The organism is Pantoea sp. UBA7232 (assembly GCF_002473195.1).
In the GTDB taxonomy this organism is placed as follows: domain Bacteria; phylum Pseudomonadota; class Gammaproteobacteria; order Enterobacterales; family Enterobacteriaceae; genus Pantoea; species Pantoea eucrina.
Map to the genome: position 1 here is coordinate 32,055 of NZ_DKTK01000007.1, position 14,947 is coordinate 47,001.

Genomic DNA, 14,947 nt, shown 5'->3' on the forward strand with positions numbered 1-14,947 from the left:
AACCGGTGCGCCGCCTTATGGACAATACAATGGACAGCCAGCAAACGCGGCAGGGCATTTTTTATGCGCTCGGCGCTTATTTTATCTGGGGCGTTGCTCCGGCCTACTTCAAACTGGTCAGGGCAGTGCCGCCCGCCGAAATCATGACCCATCGGGTGATCTGGTCCGTGCTGTTTATGCTGATCCTGATTACGCTGAGCCGCAGCTGGAAGCAGGTGCGCCAGGTGGCCGCTCAGCCGAAAAAAGTTCTGCTGCTGGCGCTGACCGCCGTCACCGTCGGCGGCAACTGGCTGCTGTTTATCTGGGCGGTGAATAATCAGCATATGCTGGAGGCGAGCCTCGGCTACTTTATCAATCCGCTGATTAATGTGGTGTTCGGCATGCTGTTCCTGCGTGAACGCTTTCGCCGTCTGCAGTGGCTGGCGGTTGTGCTGGCGGCGGCGGGCGTACTGGTGCAGCTGTGGCAGTTTGGCTCGCTGCCGGTGATTGCGCTGGGGCTGGGGCTGAGCTTTGCGCTGTATGGCCTGGTGCGGAAAAAGATCCAGGTTGATGCACAAAGCGGCATGCTGATCGAGACGCTGTGGCTGTTCCCGCTGGCGGCGATCTATCTGTTTGGTATTGCCGACAGCGCGACCAGTCATCTCAGCGCCAATCCGCTCAGCCTCAATCTGATGCTGGTGGCCGCCGGCGTGCTGACCACCATTCCGCTGATGCTGTTTGCCGCAGCCTGCGCGCGTCTGCGTCTCTCAACCGTGGGCTTTTTCCAGTATCTTGGCCCGACGCTGATGTTTCTGCTGGCGGTACTGTTTTATGGCGAGCGCCTGACTCCCGATAAGCTGGTCACCTTTGGCTTTATCTGGCTGGCGCTGGCGGTGTTTATTTTTGACGCCGTACTCTTCTCAGCCCGCACGCGGATGCGCAAAGCGTGAGATAAAGCGCGCCAGTGCCGGGCCGGTGAGCAGAATGGTAAACAGACGCAGCGTCTGCAGCGCCATAACAAACGCCATATCGACCCGGCTGCCGGCGGCGATAATAGCGACGGTATCCAGCCCGCCCGGGCTGGTAGCCAGATAGGCGGTCATCAGGTCAATATGCAATACCCGCGTCAGCATCCATGCCAGCGCCGCACACAGCACCATCAGCCCGAGGATTGAGGCGAGCATCTGCGGCAGCGTCCGCAGCGCCAGCAGGAAAATCGGGCGCGTAAAGCGCAGTCCGACGCTCCAGCCAATCAGCGCATAGGCCAGCGCCAGCAGCCACTCCGGCACCTGCAACGTCGCGATTTCGCTCCCCTGCAGCGTGGCCCCAGTCAGCGCCGGCAGCAGCAGCGCACCGGAGGGGATCCGCAGGCGCTGCCCGAGCCAGGCACCGGCGATCATCACCACCAGCGTCAGCAAAAAACCGTGATCAAGCGCCGGAAACCAGATCGGTCTGGTCGCACCGCCGCTGGTATCCAGACCAATACGCGCCACCACCGCCGCCGCCGTGGCGACAAACAGGACGCGCAGATACTGCATAAACGCGACCAGACGCACGTCAGCCCCGAAATCCCCCGCCATCGCCACCATTGCCGAGGCGCCGCCGGGCGACGATCCCCATGCACCGGTAGGACCCGGCAGGTTACTGAAGCGCACCAGCAAAAAACCTGAGAGACCGCTGGCGGCCAGCGTGAGGATCAGAACCGCCAGCACCACCGGCCAGTCGTTTAATAATGGGGTCAGTATGGCGGGCGACAGGCTCTGAGCGATCATACAGCCCAGCACCGCCTGTGCCAGAATAAACAGCCGCTTATCGATGCGCAGCGTTGCGCCGCTGAGTCCCATTACGGTTCCGGTGATCATCGGGCCAAGCAGCAGCGCAGCAGGCAGGTGAAGCAGCTGGAGAGCAACGCCCAGCGTCAAAGATGCAACCACCAGCAGCATCCATTGTAAGCGGAGAGAGTAGTGTGACATGAGCAAAATCAGACAAAGATAAGAGTTCAACAGGTTACGCAGGTTGCGCCCCCGGAGCCAGCGCAAATCGTTTTTTAATCAGCAGGCGGGGGCGATGTTTGACCAGGGCGCCATGAATGGCGCCCCTACAGAAATGTAGGGGGCGCATTTATGCGCCCCTGGCGTCAGACGGGTGCGGTGTTCAACCAGGGCGCCATGAATGGCACCCCACGATCACAGCCAGTTTTTGCGTTTGAAATAGAGATAAGGTGCCAGGCCTGCCAGCATCATCAGGCAGATTGCGCCAGGATAGCCGAAGCTCCATTTTAGCTCAGGCATAAACTCAAAGTTCATACCATAGCTGGAAGCCACCAGCGTTGGCGGCAGGAACACCACCGAGACCACCGAGAAGATCTTGATAATGCGGTTCTGTTCGATATTGATAAAGCCCATCGCCGCCTGCATCAGAAAGTTGACCTTCTGGAACAGGGATTCATTGTGCGGCAGCAGCGATTCAATATCGCGCAGGATCTCACGTGCCTGCTCCAGCTGGTTACCTGGCAGGCGCGCCTTACGCACAAGGAAATTGAGCGCACGCTGCGTATCCATCAGGCAGAGACGGACTTTCCAGCCGATATCTTCCAGCTCAGCGAGACGCGACAGCGCCTCGTCATACTCTTCACCCTGCTGGCCTTCCATAATCACGCGGCTCAACTTCTCCAGCGCGCTATAGATATTTTCAATCTCATCCGCCAGCTGCTCAATTTTGGTCTCGAACAGATCCAGCAGCAGCTCGTAAGCGTTGCCGTCGGTCAGCTGCTGATTGCGGGCGCGCATGCGGTAAAGACGAAAGGCTGGCAGCTCGCGCTCGCGCAGCGTATAGAGGCGATCTTCGCGGATTGTAAAGGCCACGGTGGAGTTGCCGGCGTGATCTTCAGCATCCTCAAAGAAAAAGAACGAGTGGATATGCAGGCCATCTTCATCTTCAAAGAAGCGCGCCGAGGCTTCAATATCTTCCAGCTCCGGACGCGTTGCCAGGCTCTGTCCCAGCTCTGACTGCACGCGCTCGCGCTCGCTGTCATCCGGCTCGATGAGATCGACCCATACCGACGTGTTGAGTTTATCGTTGTTATCTTCCAGCTCGATGCGCGTCAGGCGATCGCGCTCGAGTTTAAATGCGCTCAGCATAGCAATACTCCCCATTGCAGACCAAATGGGACAGGGCGGTGCCCGTCACGTCCGAAACGTAACGGACACGGCAAAGCCTTAACGCGGAAACTTTCGCTTCAGGGTGTGATCAGTGCTGACTCATGCGACGGATAAGCAAAGGAGGTCGCGGATAACCTTTCAGGCTACCTGCGTAAAGAGGTAGCCTTAGATATTCCTGCTAAACAGGATGTTGAGCCAGCATCGACTGGGCGCGTCCAAGGCATTGTCCTCTCATGATAATAGTGCGCGCATGTTACGCTGAGACGAAAAAGTCGTCAAGGTAGCGCAGCCGCGCTACATCGCCTCCAGCCGCGCATACGCGGCGACCAGCCACTTAATGCCCTGCCCCTGGAAAGCGACCTGCAGGCGACTGTGCTCGCCGCTGCCTTCCAGATTAATAATGGTGCCTTCGCCAAACTTCGCGTGACGCACCCGCTGACCCAGGGTAAAGCCGCTGTCGCTTTTGCTGGTGGGCGTGCCCATGCGCTGATGGCTGACCGGACGGCTGACGCTGGCGCGCAGGCGCACTTCTTCCACGCACTCTTCCGGCAGTTCGCCAATAAAGCGCGACGGGCGATGATAGACTTCCTTGCCGTAAAGCCGCCGCGTCTCGGCGTAGGTGAGCGTCAGCTTGACCATCGCCCGGGTGACGCCAACATAGGCCAGCCGCCGCTCCTCCTCCAGACGCCCGCCCTCATCCAGCGACATCTGGCTCGGGAACATGCCCTCTTCCATGCCGACAATAAAGACCTGAGTAAACTCCAGCCCTTTTGCCGAGTGCAGCGTCATCAGCTGTACGGCATCCTGCCATTTATCCGCCTGACCTTCGCCCGCTTCCAGCGCGGCGTGCGATAAAAACGCCTGCAGCGGCATTAAATCTTCATCTTCATCCTGATAGCTGAACTGGCGGGTGGCCGTAACCAGCTCCTCTAAGTTCTCAATACGCGCCTGGCCTTTTTCGCCTTTTTCCTGCTCATACATCAGCCACAGACCGGAATCTTTAATCACGCGATCGGTCTGCACATGCAGAGGCATCTCTGCGGTTTCATGCGCCAGCGCATCAACCAGTTCGCAGAAGCGCTGCAGTGCCGACGCCGCCCGCCCTGCAAGCGCGCGATTCTGCAGCAGTTCCCGCGTGGCCTGCCACAGCGTAAGCTGTTTTTCGCGCGCCGTCTGACGCACCACATCAAGTGTCCGATCGCCCACGCCGCGCGTCGGCGTATTGACCACGCGCTCAAATGCAGCGTCGTCATTACGGTTGGCAATCAGGCGCAGATAGGCGAGCGCATCTTTGATCTCCTGACGTTCAAAGAAGCGCATACCGCCATAAATACGGTATGGCATGCTGGCCTGCAGCAGCGCCTCTTCCAGCACGCGCGACTGGGCGTTACTGCGATAGAGAATCGCGCAATCCTGCAGCGCATTACCGTTCTCATGCCAGGTTTTAATGCGGTTAACCACAAAGCGCGCTTCATCCAGCTCGTTAAACGCACAGTAGATTGAGATTTTTTCGCCGTCGCTGCCGTCGGTCCAGAGCTCTTTTCCGAGCCGTCCGCTGTTGTTGGCGATCAGGGCGTTGGCGGACTTCAGGATATGATTAGTGGAGCGGTAGTTCTGCTCAAGGCGGATCGTTTCCGCACCGGGAAAGTCCTGCAGGAAGCGCTGGATATTCTCAACCTGCGCGCCGCGCCAGCCGTAGATGGACTGATCGTCATCGCCGACAATAATTACCCGGCTGCTGTCGCCCGCCAGCATGCGGATCCACGCATACTGAATGTTGTTGGTGTCCTGAAACTCATCAACCAGAATATTGCTAAAGCGCTCGCGATAGTGATTCAGGATCTGTGGCTTATGCAGCCACAGCTCATGCGCGCGCAGCAGCAGCTCGGCAAAATCGACCAGGCCTGCGCGATCGCACGCCTCCTGATAGGCCTGATAAATACGCAGCCACGTCTGCTCAACCGGATTGTTGTAGCTTTCGATATGTTTTGGCCGCAGACCCTCATCTTTCTTGCCGTTGATGTACCACATGCCCTGCCGTGCCGGCCACTGCTTATCATCCAGATTCATTGACTTAATCAGACGCTTCAGCAGCCGCAGCTGATCTTCGCTGTCGAGGATCTGAAAATCCTGCGGCAGTCCGGCATCCAGATGGTGCGCCCGCAGCAGGCGATGCGCCAGGCCATGGAATGTGCCAATCCACATGCCGCCCTGTCCGCTGCCAATCAGCTGATCGATACGATGACGCATCTCAGCCGCTGCTTTATTGGTGAAGGTGACCGCCATGATGGAGTATGGCGAGCAGTTCTCCACCGACAGCAGCCAGGCGATGCGGTGCACCAGCACACGGGTTTTGCCGCTGCCTGCTCCGGCCAGCACCAGCAGATTGCTGCGCGGTGCGGCAACCGCCTCACGCTGTTTGTCATTCAAGCCGTCGAGCAGATCAGAAACGTCCATAAGCACCGTTTTTAAAGAATAGAGTTGCGTACCCTGAGTCATTCGTCCTGCAGCGATGCCGCAGATCTCTGAATGGTCGCGCGCTTACGCAGGTAAGTCGCCAGAGTGAACCGGCACAGCCCGTAAAGCCGTGCGCCACAGGATACGACTGGATAAATTTACAGCCATTATAGCAGTGAGGTCAGGGATGCCAACCGATGAATTTCGACGTGCGGCAGCAGGCGGGCGTCATCAATCTGCATCAGATTGCCGCTGTTCAGGTTGATCCAGCACGCCTGCAGGCCAGCGCGCAGTGCGCCTGCAACATCGGTAGTCAGGTCATCGCCAACGTGCAGGATCGCCTCCGGCGCAATAGCAAGCCGCTCCGCCGCGAGATGATACATATCCTGCCACGGCTTGGCGCGACCGTGCGGACCGGCACGCAGCGTAAACTGAAAGTAGTGCTGAATGCCGAGCTTTTCCGGATCGGCATTGCCGTTGGTGATCGCCACCAGCGGCACGCGCTCGCCGAGCCAGCGCAGCGTCTGGTGCGTCTCTTCCGGCATCACAACCTGACTGCGCCAGTGGTGAAAGGTGCGCATCACCTCTCCTGCGCCCGCGGCAGCGTCGGCGGCCGGCAGGCCAATATTCAGTAACGCCAGCTCCACCGAACGGCGGCGCCACTCTGAGACGTCATGATAAATATCGGGTTCGCGCGCCAGCAGCTCATCACGCAGCTGCTGATAATCGGCCGGTGTGAATTCACGCAGCGCCGGGTGAAACGCCTGTAGCGCCGCATGCGTCTCCTGCGCGGTCTTGCGGATCACCGGGCGGTTGTCATACAGCGTATCATCCAGATCGAAGGTCAGCGCCTTAACCGGATGCAGGGAGCGGTAAAACTTCATTCTGATTTTCCTCGTTTGGCACGCGGATGCGCGGCATCGTAGACCGAGGCCAGATGCTGGAAATCGAGATGGGTGTAAATCTGGGTGGTCGAGAGATTGGCATGCCCGAGCAGCTCCTGCACCGCGCGCAGGTCGCCGCTTGACTCCAGCAGGTGGGTGGCAAAAGAGTGGCGCAGCTTATGCGGATGAATATGGCTGGCCACGCCCTGTTTGATGCCCCACTCGGCAAACCGCTTCTGCACGTTGCGCGCGGAAATCCGGCTACCGCGCGAAGAGACAAACAGCGCATCATCCTGCGGAGCAAAACTGTCGCGCAGCGCCAGCCAGTGCTGCAGCCAGGTCACCGCCGTTGCGCCAACCGGCACGCGCCGCTCTTTACTGCCTTTGCCCAGCACCTGGACTTCACCCGACTCCGCATCAAGATCGCGGCAGTTTATCCCGACCAGCTCGCTGAGACGCAGGCCGCCGCCATACATGGTTTCAAGCATTGCGCGATCGCGCACCGCCAGCGGGTCATTAAGGTCAATCTCCAGCAGCTGCGTGACTTCATCCACGTCCATATTCTTTGGCAGATGGCGAGCGTTACGCGGCGTGGCGATACCTTTCGCCGGATTTGCGCTCAGCATGCCCTGGCTGACCTGCCAGTCAAGAAAGCTGCGCAGGGCAGACATACGCAGCGCCAGACTGCTCGCCTGCAGGCCATCGCGCCGGCTGCGCGCCGCCAGGCTGCGCACCTGCGCCGGCTCCAGCTGCGACCATTCGGTTAACTGCATGCTCTCCGCGAGCGCCACAAGCGCCAGCAGCTGGCGACGATAGTTTTTCTGCGTCAGCGGACTGAGCTGGCGTTCTACCTGCAGATAGCGCAGAAAGGCGTCGACGGCGGGCAGCAGCGTACTCATACGCGCTCGATCCAGCGCGCCAGCAGCGCCGGCAGCATCTGGGCCAGGTGCTGCAGTAAGAGTGTCCCCATGCCGGCCTGATAGTGCTGATTATCGCGGCTGCTGAAGATGACGACGCCCGCTTCACCCCGCTCGCCCAGCAGCGACATCGCAACCGAGCCGACCGCTTTCGCCTGCGGCAGCAGCAGCAGCAGCTCCGGTCCGTTCAGGCTGCCAAGATAGTGCTGCTGCTGACCAAAACGCTGAATACGCAGCGGCTCAAACGCCTGTCGCGCCAGACCCAGCTGGATAAAATCAGAGGGTGCGCCGAGGCGCCATTGATCGCTGAACAGCCGTACATTGGCGCCCGCCAGACCCAGCTCGCGCGCCCAGCGCTGCAGGCGGTTCAGCATCTCCTGCAGGCTGTCAGCGGCGGCGAGATGTCCCTGCAGCGCCAGCAGGCGATCGAACAGCTGATGATTGGCGTTGGCCTGTTCCATCAGCAGCGTGATCTCCTCTTCCAGCTGACGGATGTGGTTGCGCTGGCGCGCCATATGCCACTCTACCAGCGAGACGCTGCCGCGCACCGCGTGCGGCACCGCCATCTGTTCAACCTGACGTGCGTTGCGGATAAAAAAATCGGGGTTCTGCTGCAGATAAGCGCTGACGGCGCGATCGTCAAGCTGCACCGCGCTGTCAGTCTGCTCTTCCGGGTATTTCATAAATGGATAAATCCGTCATAAACGTGGGTGGCGGGTCCGGTCATATATAGCGGCTGTCCGGCCCCCTTCCAGGCGATATGCAGCGTGCCGCCGGGCAGATCGACGCGCACTTTTTCTGCCAGCAGCCCCTGCTGAATACCACAGGCTACTGCTGCACAGGCGCCGCTGCCGCACGCCTGGGTTTCGCCGGCTCCGCGCTCATAAACGCGCAGGCGTACGTGCTCACGGCTGACCACTTCCATAAAGCCGACGTTAACGCGTTCCGGGAAGCGCTCATGACTCTCCAGCGCCGGCCCCAGCGTCTCAACGGCTGCAGTTATCACGCTCTCCACCTGAATTACACAGTGCGGATTACCCATTGAGACGGCACCAAACATCACGGTCTGCTCAGCGACGCGCTGCAGATAGAGATTCTCCGCCTTGTTAGCGCGCAGCGGCACACGCTGCGGATCAAAATCAGGCTCGCCCATATTGACCCGTACCAGCTCATCGCTGGTCACGCTCAGCACCATACGTCCGGTTTGGGTGCTGACGCGAATGTCATTTTTATTGGTCAGCCCTTTGAGGCGCACAAAGCGGGCGAAACAGCGCGCGCCGTTGCCACACTGCGCCACTTCACTGCCGTCAGCGTTAAATATGCGATAGTGAAAGTCGAGATCCGGATCGTAGGGTGGCTCTACGATCAGCAGCTGATCAAAGCCGATCCCCAGATGCCGATCCGCCAGGCGGCGAATCAATTCCGGCGAAAAAAAGACGTTTTGTGTCACTGCATCCACGACCATAAAGTCGTTGCCGAGACCGTGCATTTTCGAGAACTGCATTTTCTGCTCCGCCGGATTACTCATTAAATTTAGTTTGACTGTACGCCTGATGAGCTGCCGGTGACCAGGCCCCCGGTATCCGCCTGCTGAGCGGCCTGCTGCTGCTGTTCTGTCGGCTTGTCGTTCTGCTGTGGCTTATCCGCGGGCGGGAAGTATAACGGGCCTTTCAGGCCGCAGCCTGCCAGGCTGACCAGCATCAGCGCCATGCCCAACTGGCTTATGACTCGTCTCATTTTATCTGCTCGTATTGTCCAATTCTCAGCTGCTTATCATCGCAGCTGATGGTGTAAAAGCAACAGGAAATATCGGACAGAGTGGCCGTGCAGGCTGGCTGAAAACCCGCGATCAGTGCACCTGATAACGCGGCATAAAATCGGCGTTGTCGTTATCCGGCGGGGTCGGACAGAGCTGCGTCAGGGTCTGACTGCGGAACGGGATCACCTGAAAACGATCGCCGGTGTTCACGATTTGATAAAACTGCGGCAGATTGAAATTGATAAAGCTTGAGCCGTAGGTAAAGCGATCGTGTGATGAAGAGTAGAAACGGCTGACGTCGCGCACCAGCTCCTCTTTACTGCCTTCGCAGTGGTGGTAAATCTCCACGCGATTGCTCTCATCGAGAATATAGATGTTGAATCCGCGATCGTCGCTGGTGTCTTCAAAGAAGAACTGAATAATGCCTTCGCTGGCGTAGCCGTTTACCACCGGCGGCAGCGGAGTCTGGTTCGATTCCACCTTAATCGATAACCCATGCAGCTTGTTGTTGGAAATCGCGCCGTAAAACTCTACCGCGTTCTCCAGCTTCTGCACCGAGACGCTCATGCGTTCAAAGAAGAGTCCCCAGGTCTGTCCCGCGACGCGAATCGCTTTGAAGCGGCCCGGCTCCTGCCGCGTACTCGACAGGCGCAGCTCAATGCACTCTGATACCAGCTGCTGTACCCGCGTGCGGATCAGGCCACGCAGATGCTGACTGTAGCAAAATACCTCAACCGTATCGGGCGGCGCCGCATCCTGATGCATCTTGCCCAGAATGGTTTTCAGCGCGTCAATCATCGCCTGTTCACCGCTGAAATGCAGGGTACGTACTTCATTCCACGAGTTGCGGTAGAGCAGATCGACGCTGCCAATCAGGCACTGCTGCTGCTGACCAAAGCTGAATACATCCAGCTTGCGGAAATCAAAGTGCACCACCTGGTTACGGAATGCCGCAGTGGGATCGTGCTCAAGATTGACAATAATCGCCAGATGGCGGATTTCGCACGGGCTGTAGAGCGCTTTTGGCGTAGGCGCCGGCAGGCGCAGCGGAAAGTGGCCGGAGACATCGCTGACCAGCTCCTGCAGACGCGCCAGGTCGCACAGCTCGTTACCTTTAATGTGCAGCCGCGTTTTCTGCGTCAGTAATCCGTTGAACCATGCCCACGCCACCAGCTTGTTCAGATAGCGGTTATATTCCAGCGGCTGATGGCTGATAATCGAACTCATATCCGGCGACTGATTATAGAGATACCAGCCTGGCCGGTTCGCGCGCCCGGCGGGCGCGTGAATAAAGGTCAGGTTCTCTTCTGACAGATCGGGTGATATTTGCGGGTTGACCAGCGTGACTTTACCCGGCAGCGCTTCAAAAGCGGCATACAGTTTACGCGTCAGTACGCCGATATCCTGCGGGCTGGCACTGACGCTTAAATTGTTCCGGCGCGCAAAGCGGATCAGATTACGATAGCTCTGCATCATCGCATCCAGCAGCTCATTATGCGCCTCGCGCACGCGCTCGATCTTCCACTCCGCCCGATTATCCAGAACGGCGAGTTTCGCTTCGTCCCAGCCCCAGGCTTTTACCAGCTGCAGCAGAATTTCGCGCCGCCAGCCGTTGCGGGCGTGCTGATCGTCACCGGAAAGCTTCTCGCACACTTTCAGATAGAAACAGCGCCGCACCAGGTCGAGGCGGGCGTGATCTTCCACGCTGGTCAGATAGCGCGTGACCCGCTCCAGCATCATGCAGTAGGGATCCAGCCCGAAGCTGACGATCTCGCCTTCATGCAGACGCTGTCTGATATCCATCGCCAGCAGCTGCGTATTCGGATACTCCCAGCTGTACGCTTCCAGCAGCAGCGTTTTCAGCACCGCTTTATAAGGGGAGTCGATACTTTTATAGAGCTGCCACAGGCTGGCGCCAAAATACTCTTCTGCCGACAGCGTACCGAGGCCGCCTAAATCGAGCCATTCGTTCGGTGTCAGTACGCCCTGTGAATAGAGCGACATGACGTAATCGTCATAGTGATGCTCTTCCTCATTCGGCACCATATTCCACAGAATACGCTTACCCGCCATGCGCACTGCCGTACGGTAGAACTCATCAAGCAGCAAAATATGCTGGGTCGATCCGCAATCCTCACCGCCGAGGCTGCCGCTCTCGTTGTGACGAAAACGGTTTTCATCAATAAGGAAAAAGCTGACTTCCACACCCATTGACACACACCACTTCTGTAACAGCGTACACTTACGCTGCAGGGCCAGACGCTCTTCGTTATCAAGCCAGGAGTGGTGGCACACCCAGATATCCAGATCGGATGCGCTGTTCTGCCCGACCGACGAGGTGCTGCCCATTGAGTAGATAGCGGTAATTGGCCGTTCGCCCCCGGCCGCTGGCGTCAGGTCTGCCGCCGGTTTGCCGGTAACGGTATGCAGCAGCTGCTGTTGCTGTTCATCAGGCGTGAAGAAGCAGACGCCGTGTGGAACGTTACCTTCGAGGTAACCCGGCATCAGAGGATGATGATAGTGCAATAATGTTGGCAGCAGACTGTAGACGTGCTGGAAAGCAGGCCCCATGGCAGCCAGCGCGCGATCTACGCGCAGCTGGTTAATCGCATCCAGTCTCTGTTTAAGTGTCTCAATGTAGAGGTACAAGACGTTTCGCCTGATTGTCCCAGTGTTAAGCACCCTGCTTCCAGCGTTTGCCATTTTAATAATGAGGTATGCAGGCAAATTATTGCTGGAAACGTGATCAATCTAACACCAGAAGGATTGACCGTAAAGAAAGTTGCGCTACATGACAGTTTAGCATCTGCCGCAGAGCAACCCGCTTTTTTTGCGCCACGCCTGCTGAGGTATGGCGAGCCACAAATGAATAGTGCGGCCTTTTCAATCCGTTGAAACTGACAGCATTCCCCTATCGATGATAGGATAATCGATGAACGATCAAAATGGTTAACGGTATGTTAAACAAAATTTTCAGAATTGCTACCCGTCAAAGTCCTCTCGCACTCTGGCAGGCACAATATGTTCAGCAGCGCCTGATGGCAGCCCATCCGGGCCTGCAGGTAGAGCTGGTGCCGATGGTGACCAAAGGCGATGTTATTCTCGATACCCCGCTGGCAAAAGTGGGCGGCAAGGGTTTGTTCGTTAAAGAACTGGAACAGGCCATGCTGGAGAATCGCGCCGATCTGGCGGTGCATTCCATGAAAGATGTGCCGGTTAACTTTCCGGAAGGCCTGGGTCTGGTGACTATCTGCGAACGTGAAGATCCACGCGACGCCTTTGTCTCTAATCACTATAACGCTATCGATGAGCTGCCTCAGGGTGCAGTAGTTGGCACCTCCAGCCTGCGCCGCCAGTGTCAGCTGAGCGCACGCCGGCCTGACCTGATTATCCGTTCGCTGCGCGGCAATGTCGGCACCCGTCTCGGCAAGCTTGATGCGGGTGAATATGATGCCATTATTCTGGCCGCTGCCGGTCTGAAACGCCTTGGGCTGGAAGATCGCATTCGTCAGGCACTGCCTGCAGAGCTTTCACTGCCCGCCGTGGGACAGGGTGCCGTAGGCATTGAGTGCCGGCTTGATGACAGCGCATTAATTACGCTGCTGCAGGCGCTGAACCACAGTGAGACAGCAGTATGCGTGCGCGCTGAGCGCGCCATGAATACCCGGCTTGAGGGTGGATGTCAGGTGCCGATCGGCAGTTTTGCCGTACTGGAAGATGACCAGCTCTGGCTGCGCGGTCTGGTCGGTGCGCCCGACGGCAGCCAGATGGTAACCGGTGAACGCCGTGGCCCGCGTGAGCAGGCGGAGCAGATGGGCATTTCGCTGGCTGAAGAGCTGCTGAATAAGGGCGCGCGCGAAATTCTGCATGAGGTCTATCAGGGACAGCCGCCGGTATGACTATTCTTGTGACCCGTCCGGAACCGGCTGCCAGCGAGCTGGTTGCGCGCCTGCGCAGCCTGGGCAAGCTGGCGTGGGCGTTTCCGCTGATTGAATTTACGCCGGGTCGCGATTTAGCACAGTTACCGCAACAGCTGACGGCGCTGCGGCCGGGCGATCTGGTGTTTCTGCTGTCACAGCAGGTAGTGAATTTCGCCCATCCGGCGCTGCAGCACAGCCAGACAGCCTGGCCCGCTGCCGCTGACTACTATGCGATTGGTCGCTCAACCGCGCTGGCGCTGCATACCGTCACAAATCTCAAAGTAGACTATCCTCATGCGCGGGAGACCAGCGAAGAGCTGGTTCGCCTGCAGCGCCTGCAGCAGGTCAGCGGCAAGCGCGCGCTGATCCTGCGCGGCACTCCCGGTCGGGAATTATTAGCGGAAACTCTCATCGAACGTGGCGCAGAAGTGCAATACTGTGAGTGCTATCAGCGCAATGAGAAGCACTACGACGGCGCTATTGAGGGTCGGCGCTGGCGCGACCGCGGGATTACCACGCTGGTGGTGACCAGCGGTGAAATGTTAAAACAACTCCATGCACTGTTTCCGCCAATCGATCGGCGGGAGTGGTTACTGCACTGTCGACTGGTGGTCGTCAGTGAACGTTTGGCTACCCAGGCCGCTGAAGCGGGCTGGCAGGAGATAGACGTAGCCGATGGTGCCGATAACGACGCGCTGCTGCGTGCGTTACGCTGAACTTAACAATGGGATGAGCCACAATGACGGAACACAAAGCTTCCTCCGCCATGGTTGAAGAAACTACCCCAGCGGACACTTCCCCGACGCCAGAAAACCAGCCGCCACGCGAAAAACAGCGCGATGGCCGGGTATTAAGCGCCGTGGCAATTGTGATTGCGCTGGCGATTGGCGCAGGCCTTTACCTCAACGGGAAACATCAGGCCGATGTACAGGCTCAGACTAACCAGCAGCTCAGCGAGCAGCTCAGCGCGCTGCAGCAGCAGCTTGGCAGCGACAAACGCCAGCTGACGCAGCAGCTGACTGATGCGGGCACTGCTCTGCAGGAAGCGCGCGCTAAGCAGGATAACAGCGCAAAAGAGCTGGAGACGCTGCGTGAAAAAGTCGCCACTATCTCCGGTAATGACACCCGCACCTGGCTGCTGGCGCAGGCTGACTATCTGGTAAAACTGGCGGGCCGCAAACTCTGGAGCGATCAGGATGTCACCACGGCCGCTGCGCTGCTGAAAAGCGCCGATACCAGTCTGGCTGAGATGAACGATCCCAGCATGACCAACGTCCGCCGGGCGCTGACGCAGGATATCAGCTCACTTTCGGCCGTCAGCCAGGTCGACTACGACGGCATCATCCTCAAGCTGAATCAGCTCTCTAACGGCGTAGACAATCTGCGCCTGGCGGACAACGACAACGACGATGCGCCAATGGATAGCGACGGTGGCGAACTCTCCGGCTCGCTGCACGAATGGCGGCAGAATCTGGTGAAGAGCTGGCATAATTTTATGGATGATTTCATTACCATCCGCCGCCGTGATAATACCGCTCAGCCGCTTCTGGCGCCTAATCAGGACGTCTATCTGCGTGAAAATATCCGCTCCCGTCTGCTGGTGGCTGCGCAGGCGGTGCCGCGTCATCAGGAGGAGATCTATAAACAGTCGCTGGATGCGGTATCGAGCTGGGTACGCGCCTGGTATGACACCAACGATGCGGCGACCCGGGCGTTTCTTGCACAGCTGGATGAGCTGAGCCAGCAGACCATCTCAATGGATGTGCCGGATTCGCTGGAAAGTCAGCCGCTGCTGGAAAAACTGATGCAAACGCGCGTGCGCAATCTGCTGGCGCAGCCATCGGTTGCGGCTGAACAACAGGGAGGCTGA

14 protein-coding genes are annotated in these 14,947 nt (G+C 58.4%); 4 read left to right on the forward strand and 10 right to left on the reverse strand.

Annotated elements, in window-relative coordinates; translation table 11 throughout:
• The first annotated feature begins 29 nt into the window (after positions 1-29).
• Positions 30-929 (forward strand): EamA family transporter RarD, encoded by a 900-nt coding sequence (rarD, locus tag B4056_RS07195; RefSeq protein ID WP_288654330.1) that lies wholly within the window; start codon positions 30-32, stop codon positions 927-929.
• Here the strand turns inward: rarD and B4056_RS07200 are convergent.
• The 10 genes from B4056_RS07200 to B4056_RS07240 form a co-directional block, all read right to left on the reverse strand.
• On the reverse strand, positions 900-1,952 hold the full coding sequence (locus tag B4056_RS07200; RefSeq protein WP_094111157.1) for an AbrB family transcriptional regulator: 1,053 nt from the start codon (positions 1,950-1,952) through the stop codon (positions 900-902). The genes rarD and B4056_RS07200 overlap by 30 nt on opposite strands.
• A 213-nt stretch (positions 1,953-2,165) precedes the next feature.
• Positions 2,166-3,119 (reverse strand): magnesium/cobalt transporter CorA, encoded by a 954-nt coding sequence (gene corA / locus B4056_RS07205; protein WP_039381760.1) that lies wholly within the window; start codon positions 3,117-3,119, stop codon positions 2,166-2,168.
• A gap of 186 nt (positions 3,120-3,305) precedes the next feature.
• Entirely contained in the window at positions 3,306-3,359 is a 54-nt protein-coding gene (gene ysgD, locus B4056_RS17025; protein WP_349919670.1) for a YsgD/CorL family protein, read from the reverse strand.
• Between the two features lie 75 nt (positions 3,360-3,434).
• Positions 3,435-5,597: a DNA helicase II gene (gene uvrD / locus B4056_RS07210; RefSeq protein WP_039385680.1), complete on the reverse strand. Its 2,163-nt coding sequence runs from the start codon at positions 5,595-5,597 to the stop codon at positions 3,435-3,437.
• A 167-nt stretch (positions 5,598-5,764) separates the two neighbouring features.
• On the reverse strand, positions 5,765-6,481 hold the full coding sequence (yigB, locus tag B4056_RS07215; protein WP_071668210.1) for a 5-amino-6-(5-phospho-D-ribitylamino)uracil phosphatase YigB: 717 nt from the start codon (positions 6,479-6,481) through the stop codon (positions 5,765-5,767).
• On the reverse strand, positions 6,478-7,380 hold the full coding sequence (gene xerC / locus B4056_RS07220) for a tyrosine recombinase XerC (RefSeq protein ID WP_094111159.1): 903 nt from the start codon (positions 7,378-7,380) through the stop codon (positions 6,478-6,480). The genes yigB and xerC overlap by 4 nt, the downstream gene beginning before the upstream one ends.
• Complete coding sequence (locus tag B4056_RS07225; RefSeq protein ID WP_094111160.1) at positions 7,377-8,081, reverse strand: DUF484 domain-containing protein; 705 nt, start codon at positions 8,079-8,081, stop codon at positions 7,377-7,379. The genes xerC and B4056_RS07225 overlap by 4 nt, the downstream gene beginning before the upstream one ends.
• Positions 8,078-8,902: a diaminopimelate epimerase gene (dapF, locus tag B4056_RS07230; RefSeq protein WP_094111175.1), complete on the reverse strand. Its 825-nt coding sequence runs from the start codon at positions 8,900-8,902 to the stop codon at positions 8,078-8,080. The genes B4056_RS07225 and dapF overlap by 4 nt, the downstream gene beginning before the upstream one ends.
• 29 nt (positions 8,903-8,931) lie before the next feature.
• A complete protein-coding gene (lptM, locus tag B4056_RS07235; RefSeq protein WP_039381747.1) occupies positions 8,932-9,135 on the reverse strand; it encodes an LPS translocon maturation chaperone LptM in 204 nt (67 codons plus the stop codon).
• A 112-nt stretch (positions 9,136-9,247) separates the two neighbouring features.
• Positions 9,248-11,806, reverse strand: coding sequence for a class I adenylate cyclase (locus B4056_RS07240; protein WP_288654254.1), 2,559 nt, complete (start codon positions 11,804-11,806; stop codon positions 9,248-9,250).
• Positions 11,807-12,114: 308 nt separating this feature from the next.
• Here B4056_RS07240 and hemC point away from each other — a divergent pair, with 308 nt between their 5' ends.
• From hemC to hemX, 3 genes are read left to right on the forward strand one after another with little or no spacing between them, the layout of a single operon-like run.
• On the forward strand, positions 12,115-13,056 hold the full coding sequence (gene hemC / locus B4056_RS07245; protein WP_094111176.1) for a hydroxymethylbilane synthase: 942 nt from the start codon (positions 12,115-12,117) through the stop codon (positions 13,054-13,056).
• Complete coding sequence (gene hemD / locus B4056_RS07250) at positions 13,053-13,793, forward strand: uroporphyrinogen-III synthase (protein WP_150034908.1); 741 nt, start codon at positions 13,053-13,055, stop codon at positions 13,791-13,793. Before hemC ends, hemD begins: the two co-directional genes overlap by 4 nt.
• Positions 13,794-13,816: 23 nt before the next feature.
• Positions 13,817-14,947, forward strand: a complete 1,131-nt coding sequence (gene hemX / locus B4056_RS07255; RefSeq protein ID WP_094111162.1) for a uroporphyrinogen-III C-methyltransferase — start codon at positions 13,817-13,819, stop codon at positions 14,945-14,947.